General features: G+C 51.6%; 10 protein-coding genes. 3 read left to right on the top strand and 7 right to left on the bottom strand.

Translation table 11 applies throughout. The annotated features are described in order from the left end of the window. Nucleotides 1–49 precede the first annotated feature (49 nt). Nucleotides 50–628, top strand: a complete 579-nt coding sequence (locus H151_RS0112655) for an NADPH-dependent FMN reductase (RefSeq protein ID WP_019962032.1) — start codon at nucleotides 50–52, stop codon at nucleotides 626–628. Between the two features lie 37 nt (nucleotides 629–665). Here the strand turns inward: H151_RS0112655 and H151_RS0112650 are convergent, their stop codons facing one another. Further along, nucleotides 666–2,117, bottom strand: a complete 1,452-nt coding sequence (locus tag H151_RS0112650) for an alpha/beta hydrolase (RefSeq protein ID WP_026354006.1) — start codon at nucleotides 2,115–2,117, stop codon at nucleotides 666–668. A gap of 141 nt (nucleotides 2,118–2,258) precedes the next feature. On the opposite strand from H151_RS0112650, the gene H151_RS0112645 reads away from it, so the two are divergent. Beyond that, nucleotides 2,259–3,794, top strand: coding sequence for a LytTR family DNA-binding domain-containing protein (locus H151_RS0112645; protein ID WP_169336758.1), 1,536 nt, complete (start codon nucleotides 2,259–2,261; stop codon nucleotides 3,792–3,794). Here the strand turns inward: H151_RS0112645 and H151_RS0112640 are convergent. Continuing rightward, nucleotides 3,750–4,247 carry a DUF2938 domain-containing protein gene (locus H151_RS0112640; protein WP_040759600.1) on the bottom strand — a complete coding sequence of 166 codons (498 nt, stop codon included), beginning with the start codon at nucleotides 4,245–4,247 and terminating at the stop codon, nucleotides 3,750–3,752. The two genes, H151_RS0112645 and H151_RS0112640, sit on opposite strands and share 45 nt — an antisense overlap. 98 nt (nucleotides 4,248–4,345) lie before the next feature. Between H151_RS0112640 and H151_RS0112635 the strand changes: the two genes are divergently transcribed. Continuing rightward, nucleotides 4,346–4,990, top strand: coding sequence for a metalloregulator ArsR/SmtB family transcription factor (locus H151_RS0112635; protein ID WP_019962028.1), 645 nt, complete (start codon nucleotides 4,346–4,348; stop codon nucleotides 4,988–4,990). Nucleotides 4,991–4,993: 3 nt separating this feature from the next. On the opposite strand, the gene H151_RS0112630 is transcribed toward H151_RS0112635, so the two are convergent. The 5 genes from H151_RS0112630 to H151_RS0112605 form a co-directional block, all read right to left on the bottom strand. After that, on the bottom strand, nucleotides 4,994–5,494 hold the full coding sequence (locus H151_RS0112630; RefSeq protein ID WP_026354004.1) for a MarR family winged helix-turn-helix transcriptional regulator: 501 nt from the start codon (nucleotides 5,492–5,494) through the stop codon (nucleotides 4,994–4,996). Between the two features lie 751 nt (nucleotides 5,495–6,245). Next, complete coding sequence (locus H151_RS0112620; protein ID WP_019962026.1) at nucleotides 6,246–7,013, bottom strand: SapC family protein; 768 nt, start codon at nucleotides 7,011–7,013, stop codon at nucleotides 6,246–6,248. 78 nt (nucleotides 7,014–7,091) lie between these two features. Further along, the gene (locus tag H151_RS0112615) at nucleotides 7,092–20,537 is read right to left on the bottom strand and encodes a filamentous hemagglutinin N-terminal domain-containing protein (RefSeq protein ID WP_169336757.1); all 13,446 of its coding nucleotides are present in this window, start codon (nucleotides 20,535–20,537) and stop codon (nucleotides 7,092–7,094) included. A 66-nt stretch (nucleotides 20,538–20,603) separates the two neighbouring features. Further along, nucleotides 20,604–21,023: a hypothetical protein gene (locus tag H151_RS0112610; RefSeq protein ID WP_156823501.1), complete on the bottom strand. Its 420-nt coding sequence runs from the start codon at nucleotides 21,021–21,023 to the stop codon at nucleotides 20,604–20,606. Nucleotides 21,024–21,037: 14 nt separating this feature from the next. Continuing rightward, a complete protein-coding gene (locus H151_RS0112605) occupies nucleotides 21,038–22,576 on the bottom strand; it encodes a putative porin (protein WP_019962023.1) in 1,539 nt (512 codons plus the stop codon). Nucleotides 22,577–22,598: the final 22 nt, after the last annotated feature.

The raw sequence follows: 22,598 nt of genomic DNA, 5'->3' as shown, positions 1-22,598 counted from the left end.
TTAGTTGAGGTCGTAGCGTCTCAAGGCTTCAAAGACAAGGGGGAGCCCCATGACCACGCCCAAACACACTCTCGCCCTGATTTACGGCAGCGCGCGTGAAGACCGCTTTTGTGACATTCTCGCGCGCTGGCTGATCGCGGCCCTCACCGATCACCCCCGCTTCACCGTGGCAATCATTGATCCACGCGATTATGACCTGCCGCTGACCCCGCTGAAACCCGCCTGCAGCGCCACCCTGCGCTTGTCACGCCAGCTGGATAAGGCAGATGGCTTTATCATTCTGTGCCCAGACTATAATCACAGCTATAGCGCGACCCTGAAAGCCATCATCGATAGCGCCTATATGGAATGGAAAACTAAGCCCGTCGGCCTTGTTTCCTATGGTGGCCAATCCGGCGGCCTTCGCGCGCTGGAGCGTTTACGCGGCGTTCTGGCCAGACTTGATGCCATTGCTATGCGCGAAAGCCTCAGCCTGGCCTATCCCTGGCGCGGGCTGGATGATCATGGCCAATGGACCAGCCCCCAGGGCGCAGATGAAGCGCTGGACCTGATGCTCAAACGCTTGGCCTGGTGGTGTAGCCTCCTCACCCAGGCCCGGCGCGAAAACGTGGATATGGAAGTCGTTTAAATACAAGACTGAAGGGGGCGTACGCCCCCTTCAGCTTTTACTCAAGGCCCGGTAACGCCACCACAATCGGATCCTCACTGACCGGTTCACCGGCCATAAAGGCTTCGATCCGTGTCGTAATTTCTGGCGAGAGCATAAAGACATTATGCCCGCCATGTTCCACCACAATATGGGTGAGGTTTGATAGTCCACGCACGGCTTGGCGCTGTTCTTCCAACATCGTTCGACCATCCAAACTGCCAGAAATCAACAAGACCGGAATATCGCTCACCGGATCCTGGCGGAAGCCATCCCCCAGATCCAACCCCTTAACCACACCAAAACCCGAATAGGCGTAAATATTGAGATAAGGTCCTACCAGAGAGCTGGGATAATCACGCTCAAAACTCTCACGCGAAGCATCGCTAATCCCAGAGGCCATGTCCATCAAAGCCGACATCGGTGAAAAGCTCAAAGGCTCATTAATCTCAAAAAACTGACCATAGGTATCTGAGAAAGCCTGATCCTCACGCGCGTCCAGCGCTTGGTAAAGTTGAAGAACGAGTAAAAAATGCTCTGGCGAACCAATGACGTAGGACATCATGTCCTGCAAATGGCGGCGCTGAAGGATCATAGTCGAGGTGGCGGCGCCTTCCTGTGCGATCTCCAGCGTTACAGGCTCCGCGTCCAGGCGCGCATGAACCCGCGTGATCAAATCGACAATATCTGGAAATTGCGCCTTCAAACTGGGCACGGCATCAATGGCCGCCTGCCAGCGCGCCATTAAAGCCCGATCATAGCGCGGTTGCTTAATCGTTTGATCCAGGCCTTCGGCGCTGGCGATCACGACTTTATCAAGGCGCTCAGGCATTTGATTGAGCGCGGCCAAAGCCATGTGTGAGCCATAGGAAATACCCCACAGGGTGATTTTATCCGCTCCAAAATGTGTGCGCACATCCTCTAAGTCGGCGACATTTTGCACCGTCGTATAGCCCAGCATGTCAAAGTCCGCGCCCGCCCATTGATCGGCACACTCACGGATAGCCGCGCGATAATGTGCGATGATCTGTCCATCACGCATCACCTGATCATCCGGTTCGCGAAGACTAGAGGTACAGTCTGAAAGCCCATTGCCCGATTGACCCGTTCCGCGTTGATCAAGTGCAATAACATCGCCATAGGCCCGCATCGCCATGAACAGCGGGAAGCGCCGCCATTTCGCCGTACGAATGCCCGAGCCCCCCGGCCCACCGGCCAGGTATACAATGGGCACCCCCGCGTGATCGCCTGTCGCCGCAAAGCGCACATAGGTAAGTTCAATCATGCGGCTATCTGGATTATTGCGGTTTTCCGGCACTTCAATCGTACCGCGAAAGGCCTGCGTCGTTTCTCCGCTATCAGCCTCAAATGTGATGGCCACCTCATTGCCGATCTGCGCCCCAGCGCCCGGTGCCATCAGCGCCGCCAGCGCACAGCTGGTCGCTAAAACCATCCCCAATACAGTCTTCATTCCCCGTCTCCTCCTGATCCGATCACGCTTGACATGATGTGGTATTGAGCGGCAAGTGTGATGGATGATCCAATCTTTGCAGGTCTTTATCGGCGAACGGTCATGATGGGCCCACGAACGGTCAGCCTTTGGCGCATTTTCATGAGCGCGGTTATCACGCTCTTCACGGTGAGCACGATGAGCGCAGCGCAAAACCTGCGCGCGCGCTTCCAGGATCAGATCCAGATATGCCCGGTCGCACCCGATCACACCGCCCCGCCCGCCGATTTTGCTGCGCCGGAATGTCAGGCAATCAGCCTAAATGCGCTGGACCCACAAGGACGCCATCTCTGGGTCGCAATAACAATCGACATCCCCGAAGCGCTCTTGGCCCAGCCCCGACCTTTAGGCTTTTTCATTTCAGGAAAGCAATCCACGCGGCTCTTTATCAAAGGTCAGCGGCAAGGGGAAAATGGGGTGCCCGGTGACAGCCCCAGCGCCGAACGCCCCGGAGCCATTGATGGTGTCATCTTTCTAGATAAATCCACACTGAGCGCGGGGGAGAACACGCTGGTCTTAGAAATATCTGCTCAGCACGGTATTTCACGCCTGGCCCATCCCATTCAATTAATGCGCATTACCCCCTATGGCGACCCCAAGGCCATGATCCTATCGCTTTATTCGGCGAGCTTTTTAACCCTGGGCGGATTTATCCTCGCCGCGCTCTATTTTGGCGGGGCCGCAATCTTAGGCTGGCAGCGCACTCAATCGCTCACCCTTTGCGCGCTTTCTCTCATCGCGCTGGCGCAGCTGTTATTAGAAACCTCACGCGGATTGATCGGTTATGCTTACCCCTTTCAAGATGTTCGCCTAATCGCGATCTTGGCCCTCTCCTTCATCTTCACGATGATTGTCCTGGCTTCAGTGACCGTGCGCTTTGCTCCTCGCCATCCCTGGGCCGGTGCGAGCATTGTGATTGCGAGCGGGCTTTTGACCCTTTGCGCCATCCTCCTCACCCCAGGTTTTGACGGCAAAACTTTGATCGCTCTCATTATGCCAACTAGTGTCGCCTTTGGCCTATGTGCCTGGGCGGGCTATCGCGTTCACCGCGAGGGCCTGATCCTGGCCGCCACCTTAGGGAGCTTTGTTGCCCTCGGCCTTCTCACCGCAGGGCAGTTTTTAGATGCCTATCTCTATTTCATGCTGTTAGGGGTATTGGCGGTGCTGTTTATCTTGCATGCACGCAGTCTAGTGCGTGAACAAGCCCTGCGCCGCAACGAGCAGGCCCGCGCCCATCAGCTGCAAATCGCCCTCGATCTCGCGCAGGAGAGCGCCAGCCCGTGCTATATCGACCTCTCCTCCACTGGTGAATTGCACCGCATTCCGGCCGACAGCATCAGCCATCTCAGCGCAGCGGGCGATTATGTCGAAATTCACCTGATCGAAGGGCGCACTCTGCTGCACAATGGATCCTTGACCAAGCTGGGCGAAGCCCTGCCTGCCAGCTTTTTGAAAATCCACCGCAGCCATATCGTCAATACGCGCATCATCGAAAAGCTTGTGCGTCATGACAGCGGTCAAGGCGAATTAAGCCTTTCGAGCGGCGTGCGCCTGCCTGTCTCGCGCCGCATTCTGCCCCAGGTCAAAAAGGCGCTACACCCCCAAGAGCGCGCTATATCCCAAAGCGGTGAGATATAAACCCACACCAAAAGAGGTGTGGGTGATGAAACTTTTAAATCGCGCAAACCAGGGCTTGGGCGTTTTGCACGCGGCAATTCCAGCCCCTAATCCTGGTTGCATTAAGAAAAACGGCGCAAGCAAGCCAATCCAGGCGACAATCAAAGCCGGTAATAGGGTCGGCGCGCTGGCCCATGCCACCCCCCAAATCATCAAAATAATAGCCGCATAGATAATGCCTGTCAGATAGTGGAAGCCCCAGCCCAGCATCGCCTCGCCGCGAATAGGATCTGAGGCCGCAATCGGACTATGGATAAATTTACCCCGCGGCATATGTCCCAACCACCGCCCCACCATCGCATAATTTAGCCCCGGTTGCTTCAACACCTTGGCCTGAAACAAAGCCCACAGATCCATAATCACTGTGCCGCCAACACCCAAAACAACAGAGAGATACATAAGTTTCAATATCATAGCCACAAACCCTCACAAAGTGGATTGCGGTCGGATCTTGACACCAATCCATCATTCAATTATTTCATTGATTGATACTTCAAAATAAGGCCCTGTCAATGCCCTCCGCCACCACACCCCCAGACTTACAAGACCACCTCGCCAATTTGGCGCGCGCGATCGCGCACCCACATCGCCTCAGCCTGCTGGATGCGTTGATCGAGGATGAAAGCGCCGTTGAGGCCCTGGCCACGCGGGTCGGCCTTAGTTTGGCCAATGCCTCGCAGCATTTACAACAGCTCAAACGTGCACAGCTAGTGCAAACCCGGCGCGAGGGAAAACAGGTCTTTTATCGCCTAGGCGATGGCCCGGTATTTGAAATGCTGTGTGCGTTACGCGATATGGGCAGCTATCAACGCCAACAGAGGGCCAGCCTGCTCCCCGGTCACGGCGAAAGCCAGGTTCGCCCCTTGGAAGGCATATCACGGCGTGATCTTCATACCCGCTTGAGCGAAGGCGATGTCATCATGCTCGATGTTCGCCCCGAAGCCGAATATGCTGAAGGCCATATCCCCGGCGCGATCAATATCCCGCTGGAAGAGCTACGCGCGCGTTTAAGCGAATTGCCCCGCGATCAAGACATCGTCGCCTATTGCCGGGGGCCCTATTGCCGCCTTTCAGTAGAGGCCGTGGCCGCATTAAAAGGCGCTGGGCGCACCGCCAAGCGCCTCACCACCGGCTATTATGCCTATGAATGCAGCTAAGACTTAATCGCACGGGTTATCAATCAAGCCTTTGATGAGCTTAGCAAGAATACGATCAAGCTCCACCTGTTCCTGCGCGCTCAACACGCTCAATAGCCTTTGCTCATTGGCAACATGGCGTGCGATCAAGCCGTCGATCAAGGCCCAGCCCGCCTCAGTCAACGCGATCAACTTCCCTCTACGATCCTTGGGGTCGGGTTGGCGCTCAATCAGGCCCGCTTTTTCCAACCGATCCAGACGGTTGGTCATCCCGCCCGATGAAATCATCGCAGCTTCATAAAGCCGGGTCGGTGACAGTTTATAAGGCGCGCCCGAGCGGCGTAGCGTCGCCAGCACATCAAACTCACCCGGCTGCAAGCCGTCTTCGGCAAACAGCGGGTTGAGATGATCACGTAAAACCCGGTCACCTGCCTCCAACAAACGCCCACATAAGGCCATGGGTAAGCTCGGCAATTCCGGGCGTTCCTTGGCCCATTGATCAATCGCCAATTGCGCACGATCCATAAAGCGGCTCCATAAATTCATATCTTGATAATAAGATACTTCAAGTATACTTTCCTGACGTCAAGATTATTCACGCCCTGAAAGCCTTTGAAAAGATCTTACCCTGGCAAAAGGGCTGTTTATCAACATGCCCGTACGTGATCTAGCGGCCTCCACCCGCTGTTATGAAGCCCTTAGTGAGCCTTGATCCGCAATTCAGCGACGAAGGGGCGGCCAATATGAAATTCACCGAACCTTCGCGGTCATGATGCTGAGGTCTGAACGCTATCGCCACTTTAACCAGCGCCCTATCGGGGATGTGCGTAAAGACAGCCAAGCCCTGCTCGCCCTCACAACCGACAGCCGTGACACCGTCACCGCCACCCTCGAAGCGGGCATTCAGGCTGGCGGCAATCCCGAGCCAAGCCCGCCCAACATCATGGCTTCATGGTCAATCGTACGATTGAAGACCCCGATGGCTATGTCTGGGAAATCGTCTAGATGGATATGAAGGCGTTTGCCGAGACCCAACAGCAAGATTAAGATACACGCACTAGGCCTTAGTCTTTCAGGTCAAGCACATTTACTCACCACGTCCAACATTATTGAAATGATGGGCTTGCAAGCCCCCAATCCACCAACTTGGTGTGCTTATGAAACATCACAGACTTGATTATACACCAATAAAGCAAAGACCCCGCCGATCTGAAATCGACGGGGCCTTGTGCGCCCTGCCCAGCAGGGGGGCGGCCTGAACAGGGCGAGGAACGGATTAGCCCAGACGCGATTGACGGCGCATCAAAGATTGGAACCGTTCCAGGGATGTGAGATGAAGGTGGATAAGCCCCAACCAGCCTTTGCGATGCCAATCGAGGACACGCGCATCATCAAGGTTGGAAAAACGCTCAGGGTCAATCACTTGAAATCCTGCCACACCCAGCTTGCCCCCTTCATTGGGCAAGGTGACATCCGCGCGCCGGTCCACCAAAAGATCCGCCTCTTTCAAAGCTTCACTAAAGGCGAGAGTACGCATCGCATCGTTATGAAACTGCTCACAAAAGGAGAGCATTTTTTTCAAGAAATCTGAAGGCTGGCGGTCATCAAACAAAGCCATCCCTTCATCTGAAGGTGATTGGGCATCCGCTTGAACAACACGCTCGCTAGCCGCATCAATCATCATCACCGGCTCAGAGGTCTCATCAACGCGCACCGCGCCAAAAGGATAGCGCCGAATATACGCCGGGATATACAGCGCCTCATCCCATTGGCCATCTGCGATAGACAGGTTTTTGTCCTTTAATCCTAAAAGCACAATCGGCGCAGCATTATTGGCGGCAAAAACGATCGGGTAATCACGCCCAGCTGCAGAAAATTCACTAACAGAAACAGGCACGCTCACGCTCTGTTCTGTGAAACCATACCCCCCTGCTTTCAAGCGCCAATCCTTATGAGCTTGAGAAGAAAGAACAACAGGGTTCTGGAAAAACAAGGGTAGGGCTGCGTTTTGTTGCCCCGATGGAGGCGTTTGAAGTTCAGACATTGTGTCTCTCATTTTAGGCTGAATGGAGGTCACGCCGCGTTATTCACAGCGTGACCCAGAAGACAAAGACAAGCAGGTTTAGGATTTCGGCCGGATCATAACGGTGCGATCTTCGACCAGAACGGCCTCCAGATCATGACCCAGTACCAGGTTCAGAGCGTCCTGCATGGTCATTTCACCTTGCAAGGGGCGTGAGGCCAAATCGCCTGCGATAACCCGCGCATCGTAGAGAACGTTATAGCCTGCAGACTGACTGATCTCGCGCACTGCGTGATCTAGAGGCTGGCGCGCGACATCAAAACGCATCACCTCTTGCTCCCAGGCAATCTGGGCCTCTGGCGAAACACTCACCTCATCGCCAGCACGCGGTTGAATGCGCTCTCTGTGACAATTTGGGTCCTCGTCAGGATCACACGCTTCATCCCCGTAACCTGTGACTTGAACCTCGATCAAAGAAGGGGTCACGATGGTGCTGGTATCGCGCACTGTGCGCAACGCATCATCCAGCGCTTCACCTGCCCCTAAGGACTTAGAGCCTAGATCCCCAACATCCAGCGAGGTTGGTGGTACGGCTGGCGCTTCCGGCAGACCCGTGACACGCCCAACCACATCAATATTGTCCGCCCCAAGAATTTCCAGAGCATAGACATTAAAGTTGCCCGAGACACGGATCCCGCTATCGCCTGCATCGACAATGCCGTATGAGGCGATCAGATCAACATCGGCAGGCGGTGTTCCTGGTGTTGAGGCCAAGGTCCCGATCCCGGCCCCGCTCGGCAGGCCTGCCGGTGAACGGTTAAGGTTCAGCAAGCTATCCAACCCATATTCATACTCATTGGGTGCGATCGCCGTTTTTGCGCCATTGCCCGCGGCAATGTCACCATAAGACGACCAGATCAGCAAATTACCGCCCTGAGTGGTCAAAATCCGCGATTGGTTCACATCCACACTGCCATGAGAGAGGATATTCACCGCACCCCCATCTTGGGTAATGATACCGGCGCGCAAGGCATCACCATTGATGTCGTTCTGAGAGGGCTGGCCGGTTTGCTCATTCGTGGCCGCGATGGATGCCAAGCGGAAGAAACCGCCAGGGGCCACCACATCCACATCACCTCCACCAAAGGACATGACCCGGCTGGCATAGGTTTCGAAGCTCCCCGCCCAGCGACTTTCGCCGTCATCAAGGGCTTCATCTACGCCCTTTTGAGCCCCAGGATACAATGTCGCAATGGCATCATAACCCCGATTGACGCTTTCAAAACGATCACTCTTAGCATCATTGGCTTCGCGGCTAGCGGTGCGCAACTCCAAGAACAAAGTTGAGCGATAGAAGGCAGCTTTATATTCGGTGCTCAATCCTTGCCAATATGCCATCGCCTCATCGAGATAAGCCAGTTGCGCTTCAGCGCCTTCCAGAGGCTCCAATCCTTGCATCTCACGGACATGATTGATGAGGCCGGTGCGACGCTCAGGCAAGAAGAATTCCGGTTTCAAGCCCTCGGCTTCACGCGTACTTGAACGCGGCATCAGGTCATCATAAGGCGTTTGTTGAGTGGTAGGCAGAGCCAGCCAATACGCCCAAGCCGTGTCGAGATAATTACGGATCAAGGTCTGATCGTCTAACACCTCCAAACCTTGTAAAGTGCGAATATAATTGACGAAGTCACCTGCCATATCTGCCGTAACAAGTTTACTGCTCGCCCCATTACCCCGCGCATACATCTGATCGAAAAGATAAGCCGACAAGAGACGTCCATCCCCTGCATCAACGCGAAGATAATCAGCCATCGCATCGGCAAAGGCCGGGTCAAGATAGGCTGCATCAAAGGCCGCATAGTCGGGCTGTTGATTATAACCCACGCTGATCGCGATATCGGCCGCGATGCTTTCTGGCTTCCATACGACTTCTGTCGTTTCGTTAAAGCGCTCGACCTTTTGATAAATTCGGTCCGATGTAATCCCTACACTATTGCTTGGGATCCAAAAATCGCGACCTGTTTCGATCTCAAGGCGACCTTCCCCGGCCACGTGGATCTGACTACCAAAACCGATCTGGTCAGGATAAACATACTCCATAAAGTAGATGCCATTACCCGCCTGAATAAGGCTGAGATCACCTGGGTTATTGTGTTGGATCACATAATTCGGGAAGTAAACATTATGTCCGGCCTTTACCCAAAGAGCTTCAGGCGAAGTAACCTCTGTTGTCGTGATAACATCGCCTTTAGCGGCATAAATCCGACTAGGTGTAAGATCACCCGCATGCAGATCAAGCATCAAAGCTGGGTCATGTACTGGAGCGAACTCCCCGCTTGCCCCATAGGTTTTAACAAAATAGCCCGCATAGAAGTACGCTGAACGATCGCCTATCTTCTGCTCATTCATGACTAACCCGAGCAAGTTAGATCTGTGATTGCTCTCGAAGGTATTGAGGAACCATGCTCGATCCGAACTATTGCGGGGAATAATATCATCAGCACGATCATGATGTCCGATTTGAACATTATTCTGGGCGAGAATATCAACATTGCCATGCGCCGAAGGAGCGATCGACATCCCCCCCAGGACATTCACACTCCCCCCCGCAGCAATCATGGAGACGTGACCAGGCCACAACATGTGTCGACCATTCGTATTAGGCGTATTTATGCCATTATTGTAACTGAAGTAGAAAGGAGAGGCAGGAAAACTTAGATCTTCTACAGCCGCAATATTAAAGTGATTATTCCAGACCTTAACATCACCCCCAGCAGAGAACAATTCAGTTGCATCATCAGCATACTGGAATATAGCATCCATATTATAAAGCGGATTCATTACCGCATCTACGTTCAAATCCCCTCCAGTTTCAATATGTAGATTTCCACCATTTTGATAAAACAGAGAGTAAACCTCAAATTCCCTTAATGCTCCACTTGGGTTTCGATCCCAACACCCCCAACTCGACATGATATTACAATCAGAATAGGGCTTTTGAGGATCGGAAGCGCGAGACATCGAATGGAAGGCCTCAAGCTTATTGTCCGATTGCAAGCTACCACCCGCACGCACATAGCCCTCACCCCCCATGACAGTATAACTACCACCGCGTATATCGCCGCCCGCGATCACTCGAACATTCCCGCCACCTTGTGTATTCAAAGTATAGTCGGAAAGATCCTCACCTTCACCGACAAGGCGCGCATTCGTAGCCGATGAAACTGATAGATTATGAATATCCCCGCCAGCCTGAAGCGTGACATGACCGCCGCCGAGAACACCAATACCGGCTTCATAATTCGATAAATTAACGTACCAACTCGGTGAGAAGCCCTCATAATTGTTAGGCTTACGCGTAACCAGCCAGCCGCGCGGGGTCTGGGGCAGATCAGAACTGGCGAGGACATCCGCCCCCACTTGCACATTCACATCCCCGCCATGCTCTGCGTAGCGAGCTTCTAGCTCTTGAACATATCCGTCAATCGCGGCCCCAGCACGCCCAGATGTGTAGATTACAGATGGACGTTGCTCTAAAATTAGGTTCTGCGCGGCAGCGACATTGATATCCCCAGTTCCGCTGCGCACCACATATCCGCGTGGCGCATTTACCTGGGCTTGTAAGCGATAATACTCGTGAGGCTGATTAGGTTCATGCCTGACAATCCAATTAAGGGCCTCAAGCCCATAAGCTTCAGTCTCACGATATTCAGTCTCACCCGGGGCATAAGTAATCGGAGCATTCGTGTCTGGGTGTAAATAGAAACCAGTCGCCGGATCACGCTCTAATTCAGAGCCAAGACTTCCGTCTGAATAGCGCGCAAAGAGCTTACTTTCGTATCCATTAACCCTTAGGTAATAAGGCGCAGCATCTAGATGACGCAACCAAGATACGATATCAGTTTCAAAATAATCACGATATTCTTCGTAGAAGAAGGTATTGAGCTGTATAAATCTATCCTGATCGCTTAACGTCAAATCCGCCAGTATCGCATCATATGCTGCAATGTTATCCGCACTCATACGCGGGCGAAGATCGTAGTCCACCCAGCTTGTTAAATTGCGTATCGCGTTAAAATAACTATTCGAAGTATTAAATCCTGATGGGTCATTCTCCGCGACGTGAGTGAAGACATAATTATATCCATCTTTATATGATAATTCACCATTTTCGATACGATCATTTGTCTCAGTGAGAATTACAAACGACGCTTCACTTAAGAAGCCTCGATTATAATTTCGATTTAATCTTGAATATAGCGTGTTCCAACTTTGCGTGTAGGACACCCCTTGCGTCACCTGCGTGAGATCGTAATCATCAGGATTGAGGCTCGCATAATCCAAACGATCTGCTTCACCCCCAATAATAATGGAGCCTTTGCCAACTTCGAGTTGAGAAGGGTTAGCAGTTGCAAGCACATGCGGACTTTCGACATTAGCCCCCGCAACTAGATTAATGGCCCAGTTCCAAGCCTCATCCAAAAGCGAACCTTGGCGTCCAGCTTGATCAAACCCATCGCTGAGATTAGCATTAATCAAAATATCGCCCGTAGCCCGAAGCGAAAGTACGCCCGCCACTTGATTGGGACCATAGCGCATGGCGTGCAGATCCCAATCCGTAACGAGCTCAATGTCACCATCATTACGAAGGTCAATACCTGGCACCAAGGTCGCGGCACCTAGTCGATCTTGAACCGCATTCGCCTGGGCCGCAGCCATAAACGCGCGCGCATCATCATCCACCGTATCAATGACATTTTGGTCTATACTTTCTACATCCGTATAGATCCGGAAAGCTTCGGCTAAAACCTGCCTTGCACCTTTAATCGTGCCCGCAAGCGTACCGATCGCAACATCATTTCCATTGATCTGCGGCGCACGGAAATAAACCTTACGCCGGCCTTCACCCTGACCACTCACATCGATGAGCGCCCCGCTGGCCATACGGATTTGCCCGGCATTTTCACCATTGGTTTCAATGCGCACCAAACCACCTGAGCGCTCAGGCTTGTTTGCTGCAGCGATAAGCCGAGCGGTATCGCTTAATGTCACATCACGCGCTGCGGCCAAGGCGATGACCCCACCCTCGTCACGCGTTGTGCGAACCGTTCCAGTAACAGTAATTGCACCTTGATGAGCGATCACAGACAGACCATCAACCTCTGTCACCCCATCCAAGATGACATCGCCATGATCAATTTCAAAATCTCGCTGACCTAAGAAACCACCCAGAGCTAAGCGCTCATTTAATTGCGCGAAATTATTAAGCTCACCAATGCGCAGACCAAATCCTGCATCCGTACGCCCTTCACCGGCCTGACCGCGAAGCTCTCCGTCAAGAACCACTTCCCCTTGAGAAACGCGAACATCTAAACGTCCAGCATCCGCATGCTCACCACCAGAAACATCAACAATGGATCCAGCCTGGAGAACGACATCACCGTGGTCAGAGATGAAAGCGACACGGCCACCGTTTACACCGATGTTTTGATCAAAAATCGCTGAATTCAAGCCACTCGCATTAATCAAAGCCCCTTCACCAAGCGTCACATCCCCTTGGCGCGCCTGCAAGAGCACACTGCCCGCGCGCATATCAATGTGTCCATTCTGCTGGATACTCTTGCCTTGGATTTCCAAAATAGCACCGAGAGTTTCAAAATCGTCATCTAAAACAACGTCTGAACTTTCGATTGAAACGGACTGCCCCGCCTTCACGGCCAATTTATCGCCACGCGCGACGCTGAGTGCACCAACCTCAAAGGTCAGATCCCCCGGAACACTCAAACCACCCGTATCATACCCAATTAAACGACCTGGCGTCGTAAAGACAACATTGCCTGCGCCCGAGATCGCCTTATGACCACCGCGCAACTCTATGGTGTTGCCAATCAGCGTCAGCTCGCCCTCACCACCTTGATTTTGGATCTCACCCCCTGAGGTGTTGGTAAGGGTCAAGGTTTCGGCTTTAAGCGTCACATTTTGACCCGCATTTGCCATCGGCGTAATAACATCGCCGCCCTGGCCCATCTGCGCGCTGGCCCGGCCTTCGAGCAAACGCAAGCTTGGCGCATCCAGGGTCAAGCCCCCAGCGACATCAAGATCAAAGTTGCCGTAAAGGTCGATGCTTGTATAACTCTTCAGAGCAATATCTTTGGCCTGTGATAAGCTCTCTGCGGTAGAACCTGCGAAACTGAGACCCGAAAGACCATCCGGAACCTCACCGATGCTAACCCGTGAGCCACCCGCCGTAATCTGGTCTGCACTCAAAGTTACACCAGACGCTAGGGATGTATCCCGCGTCGCGTCTAACACCAGTGATTGAGAACTGATTAGCGACACATTGTCTTCTAGGGTAATTGTACCCATCGCCGGATCCAGCGGCGCGAGCCCCCGCAAAACACGTATGGCATTAATTTCTGCCAAGCGTTGTGGGTTATTTGCTAATTCATACAGACGATTTACCGCCTGGCCATCGCGTATAAACGCAGTGCGCTCGCCAGCAGAAACATGAACAATAGCGCCATGATCCATTACCTGATGGGTGTAAACATCGTCGCTCTCCCAAGGGGTACCTTGATCATCGATGAACTCACCCACAGCAGGTTTTATGAAATAAGCCTCGGCTGGCCGGTTGAGCGATCCGGTCGTTTCTATTTTTGAACCAGATTTGACCTGAACTTGATCGATCGAGGTCAAGATTAGATCTGTGACTGCAAATGTCTCACCCGCCGTATCAATCACAATATCGCGCCCGCTGACCTCAATTGCGGTTCCGGCTTCGACCTGTTGGCGCTCACCCCCTAAAAGTAGGCTTTCTGCACCAAAAGCCTCTAGATTTTTCGCGTCTAACTGCAAATAGCCGTCATAAGTGCTGGTGTCCGTATTCTCACTCAAAACAACCAGGCGTTCCGCGGCAATATCAACATACCCGCCGCGCCCATTCTCACCAGAACGCGCATCGACACGCCCCTCTAGAACAAGCTCCGAACCCGCAAGAAGCGCCAATCCACCCCCATCGAAAGGATTACGCGGAGCGCTTGTGATCGCGAGATTCGTACGCTCCGCGCCTCGCAGATAGGCGTCGGACGAATAGAAGCTCGAGGCAAGCGCACGATTATATTGCGACCGCTTACCAAGCGTTTCCATATTCATAACTAAGAAGCCATCTGTACGCTGATCACGCGTATAGAGACTGCCATCTGAGTTTGGCGTGAAACGATAACCCGCATGAATAACCGAACCATCAGGCTTTCTCGCTGATGTTCCCAAAGCCATATTCATATACGAACCATATTGGTGATTACGCGTTACGCGATAGGCACCCGGCAGTTGGGCATAATATGCTGGCAGTAACGTATATTCACCCTCTGGCAGTTCCCCATTTCCGGAAAGATAGATTTTGCCGAGATTTGTAGCTGTGTAACCATTACCCGTTCCAAGAGGGGTCACTTCAGCATTGTAGCCAGGTATGATCGCGAAGACTTCACTCTCATCACTGATCCAGTCATAATTTTCATTACGATAACCCGTAAGCCAATCCGTCGAGCCCCCAACCCCAGGAACAAATTCACTCGCCAGAAGGTCACCGCCGCCTTTAATATCAACTAAGGCTCCCTCGGAAAGAACGACACTGTCCGCGCTCAGGCGAACTTCACGTTCTGGCAGAAATGCCAGTTCACGCCCGGTATACGGATCAACCCACGTGTCGCCATTCACTAAGCGCCCGAAGGCAATGACATTTCCGTCAGCAGAAATAGAGGTTACGCTGCCATCAAGAAGGGTAATCTTGTTTGAATCTTCTGTTCCATCATCAAACGCTTCCAGAGCGATACTGCCTAAGGGCGAGCGAATAATCCCACCTTGAACGATGCGCGGCGCGCGCAAAGTTAACTTCGCGCCCCCCTCCAAAGGTGCGGCATTGACATACCCCCCTTCATCTTCAGGCATTACCGTGATTGTACCACCAGCTTCGATAGTGAAGACACGCCCTGAAGCGGCATAAATCTGATCGGCTTTAAAGTTTAGGTTTCCTGCTGTGGTGATTGAGCCCGTAGGTGTTTCAAACTGCTCATAAGGGTTGGTCGCAGTAAAACGGATATCCCCACCGCTCGAGAAGCTAGCACTTTCGAACCCTGACAAATTCGCACTCGTGATATCCAGCACGATACCCGCATCGATTAAGATCTGCGTCCCCAGATTGTCATCGGACACACCAATTTCTGCTAAAGCCGCCGCAAAACGAGCCGGATCAACATCCCCACCCGTTGGGTAATTTCCATCCGTTCCACCGTTATCCGAAATTAAGACACGATTAGCGTATAAGGCGAAGTCTGCATCCTCTAGCGCCGATAAGATGGGCGCCGATAAGGTCAGTGTATCGATTGCATATTGCCCATTCTCACTAATGTCGCCTAAACGAGACTGGCCCGCAAATACAATGCCTGTTGCCGCAGCAATCGTGACATCAGAAAACCCACCGCTCGCCAAGTGGGCTGGCGAAAGAACCGTTTGTGTTTGAGACTGCGGAAGCGACACCTGCTTATATCCCACTTTTTGGTAGAGCCTCATAAAAATGGGATTAACTAAAGGAGGGGTAGCCGGTTCAAAATCTGGCAGCTCGATGTCACCAATAAAGAATAAAGGAGTTGGCGCATTTTCAGCCGCTTCATTATTGGAATTTATGACTGCAACTAAACTCTCACGATCAGGTAAAAATGTGCCCGGTTCGAATTCTCCGACATTCCATTGCGTTCTTTGGAAGTCAATGGTTGAAAGGTCTTGACCAAAGAGACCCCTTACGGTTGTGCCACCCGTTTCTGGGTTCGAATAACCTGATTTATAATAGAAATAATTATTTTCTAGTTGATTTGCAACAGCTTCACCGCTTGCACTCGTCAATGCTGGGTAATCAGTGGACAACCATTGATAGGTAAACTGCCCGCCCTTAGCGCCATCGCCGCCTGCAAAAGCACGCAGCGTTAAGTTGTTGATATCCATGGCATAGCCATAGAACTCCATCACCCCACCGTCTGAAGCTAAGGTCCGGCGGCGGCGTACCACTCCTGCGTGCTCAAGAACAGGAATATCGATCTCAGCTTGAGTACCAGACACGTCAAAGACAGCACCTTCTTCAATAACTAAAGGTACTAATTCATCACTCCAAGCATAAATCCGTCCGCCTGAAAGCACCTCACCGTCAACAAGTTCACGGCCAGTATTATCGATCAACCGCTCGGTAATACGCAATGCACCTTTTGCTAAAACTTGGGCTGTACTACGAATAACACCCCCAATTTTAATTTCACCTGCCGGTGCATTTAAAGTCCCCCTCAGGTCTCCAAAGAAATTGATGCGACCACCTGCATTAACCCCTATACTTGAATTAGAGGACAAAGTTGTTTGCGAAACGGCTTGCGCACCGTCTTCCCCCTCACCCTCGAAACCCCAAGGCAATAAAGCGTAAATACTGATCTTTTGAGTTTCTCCAGGTGTTGAGAACTCAAGCGAAACACCATCGCGAAGACCTTCCGCTCGCAGACCAGGATCAATGTAACTTATCATTGTCACATCGCGAATATCGCTTCCAGAAGGTGCTGCCCAAGCTGTTGGCACCCCATTATCCAAAGTGGCTGGATTAATCTGCATAGTCGCCTGGGTCGCAAAAACATCAACTCCGGGCTCAACCGTTACGCTCGGCGCATACAGGCTTACAGTAGAAAAACCCATCTCTTCAAAAAATTCAGGACGGATCATCCAAAGTATTGGGCGCTCTTGCGCATCATCGGGTGAAGAGTTCCCAATATAAATTTCACCACTCGTTTCGAAGCGGAAGCCACCATTGCCGCCCAAGCCAAAAGCTTCCACATTTTCTAGAGCAGACAGGTCAACATCTTGATCCAATTTCATATAATTGCGGATCTCGATATTCCCGCCCTGTCCAGCACTTAACTCGCCTTCACGATTAATCCAACCGCCACCATTCGCAGTAAGCCGCATGGTTTTCGGCATGACAAAAGCAAAATGATTGTCTTGATCCTCAGGATCATTCCACCCGGCATAGAAACTGGTGATCGAGATGTCACCGCCATGAATGCGCGGGGCTTGTGAGAGCGGACGTGGCTCGTATAGCTCGTAATCAGAATACCATTTAGCACTGGTATCGATAAAGCTCGCATCACCAAAGGTAATGCCTTGACCGCGCAAATAAACATCCCCACCGCCCGTCGTGATCGAGCCCAGCATATTCATTGCACTGGTCCCAAAAATCCGGAAGGATGCGCCTTGGGCGAGATTTAAGTCCACACCTTCTTCAATAGTGATAAAGTAATCATCCATCGAAGACGGGGTGTCATTGGTGGGCTCAAGCGTATCGCCTAGCCACCACTGGGTGATTTCATATTCACCCATAGTCGAGCGATTGAAAAAATCTTCTGAGAATAAAGACAAATTGCCTTTTGGGTCGCTACCGGTTCCAAAGTTTGGATTTTCTTGATCGTACTCGTCTCCAAATAAATCCCCAAAAGGAATTGTGAGACTGTCGTAGAGGCCAAAGCTTCCTCCAAGAAGCATTTCAATATCGCTGATCAAAACACGCTGACTGATATACTCTAAATCATATTCAGTTTCACGGTTGATAATCAAACGCCCTGCGCTCGGCATGTTGGAGTTTTGATACTTTCCAACAGTAACGCCGCCCAGGAACGTCCCTTGATAAAGCCCGTCCGGAGCCCAAATCTGAACCGAACCAGCATCCCCACCCTCGACATAGCTTTCTTCAAATCGCCCACGCGATGAGGAAATTAAAGGAATATAATAGTCTTTTTGCTTACCCCATTTGAGATCATAATCGCTCCATTGGTCCGCTAAACCCATATAGACTTCATCTGGATCGGCTTCGCGGATATCAATGACACTGCCATCCAAACGCCGCAGCATAGTCGTATAGACATATCCATCTTCATAAGTAACCGAGCCGCCTGAGACATCAATGACCGAGCCTGATTTCATGATCAGGTCATCACCGCTGGCGATCAATAAAGTTCCGCCATTGATCAGCAATTGATCCAAGGTCACTTGATTGAGGTTATCAAAGCTTTCCCAATCAACGACATTCGTGCCATACCGCCGGTCGACATTAATTTCTTTGCGATAAAGCGGTCCACCATCTTGCACTGGTGTATCTTTAAGCTGTGCAACAAAAACCCGGCCTGAGACCTGATGATAGCCCATTTCGCGGGTAACATCCCAGCCTGAAAGATCGATCGTCGCTCCACTTTCCATCATGAAGCGTGAACCATCTTCGCGGTCAGTATTTCCTGATGCACCAATTGGCGCATAAACATGGATGCCATTATCGAGGTAAATCTCGACTTCACCAGATGGCATATAGATCAGCGCATCTTCTTTTAAGTGCGCACGCTGAGCATTAATCAACATATGCCCAACAGATTGGCTCCCTTCAGTTAGAGGTAAAGTATCGCTCGCCTCTAAATCGGGAGTAATTTGAGTTAGACTGCCTTCACCAAAAAGCACCGTACCGTTGCCACTGACAATCGGACCGTCACGTTCGCCAAAAACATTGTAATCTTGAATTACCGCTTGAAAGCTTAAACCTGCTCGGAAATTCGCCGTTGATGTTAATGTAATCGCGCCATTTTGCTCCAAATTGAAGCCGCGAAAATCAACATTGCCCCCGCGACGCGCATCAATAATGCCTTCATTTCGTGCGGTGAAACCAACTTCCGCAATACGCTGCGCCTGACGATCATTGATGAATTTACCAATCAAGCCGCCCTCGACATACAAGCCGTCAAAGGTAGCATTATCAATCATCTTCATCGCGAGTGCTTGAGGCAAGACATCACCGGCGGCAAAATTCTCACCTGTGATAATATTGACGAAGTCCACCCATTCTTCAGGAATAACACTATCTTGAACGACATATCTGCGGAGGCCACTTACCCAGACAAATCTCATAAAGTAAGGGGCGTAAGTATCACTTCCTGCAAAACCGCGACGCGCGTCAAAACCATTAAATGCGCCAGTATGCACATCGAGATGAATGCCATCCAAGCTATCAATGTAGATATTATCGCCCGCAGCTAAAATCACCTGGCCTTCATCGCGCACGCTAAGCTGACCTTGATTGAGCACATTAGGCCCGAAGAGCATGATCTTGCCTTGCTCGCGCGTACTCACGTGTCCATCGAGCCCAACAGTCACATTATAACGCAACGGATCATTTTCATCATGAGCCGCTGGTAGCTCTTTGATTAAATTTAGATAGCGATCGGTTCTAGACTTTGGGTCAGCATCAGGACGAGCACTGGTCGCATATACCCAAGTATTGCTAAATGTCGGATCTACGCGCTGGTAACTTGTACTTGTTGTAGAAGAGTATAACCCTTGAGGGAAATTCCCCGGAAGAAAACCATTGAAGGCATCATCGCGAATATCCAAGGCGGATAAAATCACTTGCTGGGCTTCGATAGTCCCATTTAGCGCGATCCCTTCACGCGCAATGATTAAAACCCCACCATCGGCCTCGATCGTGCCATCTAGAGTTAAAACATCACCGCTAAGATCGCGATTAAGCGCCATCCAGCTTTCATCAGCCTGATGAATAGTTAGTTTTTCATCCGCGTCTAAATTAAGGTCGCTCCAATTAATGACTGCGGCCTCGCGCGATTGCTCGATGATAACTTCATTCTCTGTAACATCTAAATCCGCTACACCTTGGGTAAGGAAGTAACGTCCTGCTTCAATCGAGGCGTCTTCACCAATGCGAAAACCGGTTTCATCATTGATGACGACAATACCATTGGCACGAATAGTCCCGTCAATCGTGACATCGGCCTCACGCTTCTGGTTCGCATTTTTAACATTCTCAGGCTCGCTCAAATCACGGTTGATAATCAACCAATCTGAAGAGGCTTGCTCGAATTCAAGAATTTGATCCGTGGCAACTTCAAACTTTTGCCATTCCAGCTCGGCTTTAGCCTGGCTTTGCACAATTGTTGTCGTATTTCCGTCGACATTGACATCGCTGACCCCACTCCCGACGACCAATTGGCGCGTATTAATCTGCGCATCCTCGCCGATCAGAACACCATTGTCATTTAGGATATAAACCGAACCGGGCGCGCGAATTTCACCGTGAATTTCCGCTGCATGATTGCCATGCACCCGATTGACAGCGATCCAGTCTTGTGAAGCCTGTTGAAACTCAAGTATTTCATTGGTCTGTAGACGGAAATCTTCCCAATCCAGTACCGCTTTGGCCTGGGTCTGCTCAATCGTCATCAAATGACGATCACCTTCCATGCCTATAACAGGACGATTGGCCCCACTCCATTGCGAGACCTGACCATTAGGGCCAATCGTACGCCCCGTTTGCATACCTACCATGGTCCCGAATGGGGCCTGGGCGGAGGCGAGCGAGGGCAATAAGGCCCCCGCAGCAGCGAGCGCGAGAAGGCTCGTGCCCATTTTGAGGGTTTTCATGGAAAAGCGTTTTGCGTGAAAACCAGCGACATTCGAAGACATGACAGGAATCCTGCTAATAATAGGGCGTAAGATGATTTCGCGAACCAGATCCAAGCGTGATGCGCTCTAGTTCAGCTCTTCTTCCATGCGTTGACGCACGCTCGGCGGCAGCGTCGTTGAATACAGACGGGCATTGCGCGCGCGATCCTCAAACTCTTGTTTAAGATTCTCCATCTCCACACGTTTCATCTGGAGGAAGGGTTCGCGCGAATTACGGTAATGACCGGCTTCGATAACTTCGCTGGCCAGCGCATAAAGTGCGCTATTGCGTTCAATCGCCAGCTCAATCAATTCCTCTTTCAGGGCCAGCTCAGCGCGCAAACGCTCAACTTCCTGACGGGCATTGTCGGCGATCTGAACCTGGCGCTCTAATTGAGCCTCAAGACTGATTGCGGGTGCATCCACCGCGTCTTGAGCTTGGGCGGAGGTAGGCAGGGCCGCATAAAGCGCGCCCATAGCCAAAAGTGCGTGAAGTGTCCGTGACATAGATCCCCCTCCCCTTAGAAGCTGACGTTTAAGTCAAAGTGGAGGATGTCGAGCGAATACGGAGCCCGTTCGATGGAATCCGATGACAACCAGCGCAAGGCTAAATTGGTGTTATCATAAACGCCGTAGATCGCTTCTAATTCATAGCCTTCGACATCTGTCCCGCCCAAGGCAAAATCTGAATCTGTAAAGATATCTAGAACCGCATCGGTTTCAACATGACGATACCCCGCCATCAACCGCCACTGGCCGGCCTCTTCAACCTGGCTATGCCCGGCGAATGCGCGAACAGTCCAGCCCAAATCGCCCGGCTTCACACCAGCTTCGCCGCGCAATTGCGCAATGTCACTCTCATCCATGGCAAAGTTTTTGGCGACTTCACCGATCAGTTTGAACTCGTGAGCGCCAGCGGTGTAACCGATCTCGGCTGTCAATGCGCCAACCTCAAACTCTGAAGCCAAACCGGCCAAGGTCGTCAGCCCGTCAGTGCGCATATTGAAGATCGAGTTGCCTTTGCTGAGAAATTCTGGCGCGCTCCAGTCTGTAAGGCGCGAACCATCATCAGCATTTTTCAAGCTTTGAACGTTTTCATAATGATAATAAGACAGTCCGGCTTTAGCGAAGAATGACGACGCAAATTCAACTTCACCGCCCAACTGGCCAGCATAAAGATAACTATCGTCAAAAAGTTCACGCTCTTGCAGCGGGAAGACCCCGGCCGTTGCAAACACATTTGCGCGTTCACTAAAGCTATAGGCACCTGTCAGCGCAACGCCTTCCGGATTGATGTCCTCATCCCAAACCAATGTCGTGGAATAGAACGGATTGGGCATGCGGCCCGCAAGGAAATGCACGCCTTCAATTGGTTCAACATCCACAAAGGCCTGATCTACCCACAGCGTGTTGCGATCGAAATAGTTACCGAAAATCGAATTGGTTGAGATCGCACCGGGCGCGTCACCAGAGGCAAAGCGTATGCCCACTTTCACCTTGTCCGTGACTTGGGCTTCAACATTCAAACGCGCACGATACAGTACGCGGTTACGATCAAATGTTGAATTTAACAGCGGAAAGCCTTCAGTATCGAGAACCCCACCTTGTTGATTGATGGCATTTGCATCAGGGAAGAAGGGAAAGTTATCGTCGGCGTAGTTTTCCCACTGACCGCGCACGCGTAAATCGCCCGAAATGCTAACCCGCTGGGTCCATTCTGGTAAGGTATTCGGCGCAACCCAACCCTCAGCCTGGGCGGTTTGGATAACGTCTGACTTGATACTCTCAGCGATCTCAGTGCGCACCGTTTCAGGCACGTAAGGCACATTGATCACATTTTCGGCCTGAGCTGCAGCCTGGGTTTCAGCACGCAGAGCCGCATTGCGACGCGCCGCATCTAATAAGCCTTGCGCGCGGTCAAAAGGAATAACGCCCTCATCCACCAAGAGCTGAAGAATTTCAACACCCAGGTCATCATTGGACTGCGCAAAAGACGGGGTTGAAGCGATAGCGGTTACCGCAAGGGCAGCACCACACAGAAATAGATTACGAAGTGTCATAGCGTTTCTCTGTTTGTGTTGG

It is taken from the genome of Woodsholea maritima DSM 17123, assembly GCF_000382325.1.
GTDB classification, from domain to species: domain Bacteria; phylum Pseudomonadota; class Alphaproteobacteria; order Caulobacterales; family Maricaulaceae; genus Woodsholea; species Woodsholea maritima.
The sequence above is the reverse complement of the archived record's forward strand: the minus strand, read 5'-3'. Positions and strand labels throughout refer to the sequence as shown.

Excerpts from the sequence above, each read along its gene's own strand:
- H151_RS0112655 (WP_019962032.1), top strand. The coding sequence starts at position 50 with ATGACCACGCCCAAACACACTCTCGCCCTGATTTACGGCAGCGCGCGT.
- H151_RS0112650 (WP_026354006.1), bottom strand. The coding sequence starts at position 2,117 with ATGAAGACTGTATTGGGGATGGTTTTAGCGACCAGCTGTGCGCTGGCG.
- H151_RS0112645 (WP_169336758.1), top strand. The coding sequence starts at position 2,259 with ATGAGCGCGGTTATCACGCTCTTCACGGTGAGCACGATGAGCGCAGCG.
- H151_RS0112640 (WP_040759600.1), bottom strand. The coding sequence starts at position 4,247 with ATGATATTGAAACTTATGTATCTCTCTGTTGTTTTGGGTGTTGGCGGC.
- H151_RS0112635 (WP_019962028.1), top strand. The coding sequence starts at position 4,346 with ATGCCCTCCGCCACCACACCCCCAGACTTACAAGACCACCTCGCCAAT.
- H151_RS0112630 (WP_026354004.1), bottom strand. The coding sequence starts at position 5,494 with ATGGATCGTGCGCAATTGGCGATTGATCAATGGGCCAAGGAACGCCCG.
- H151_RS0112620 (WP_019962026.1), bottom strand. The coding sequence starts at position 7,013 with ATGTCTGAACTTCAAACGCCTCCATCGGGGCAACAAAACGCAGCCCTA.
- H151_RS0112615 (WP_169336757.1), bottom strand. The coding sequence starts at position 20,537 with ATGTCTTCGAATGTCGCTGGTTTTCACGCAAAACGCTTTTCCATGAAA.
- H151_RS0112610 (WP_156823501.1), bottom strand. The coding sequence starts at position 21,023 with ATGTCACGGACACTTCACGCACTTTTGGCTATGGGCGCGCTTTATGCG.
- H151_RS0112605 (WP_019962023.1), bottom strand. The coding sequence starts at position 22,576 with ATGACACTTCGTAATCTATTTCTGTGTGGTGCTGCCCTTGCGGTAACC.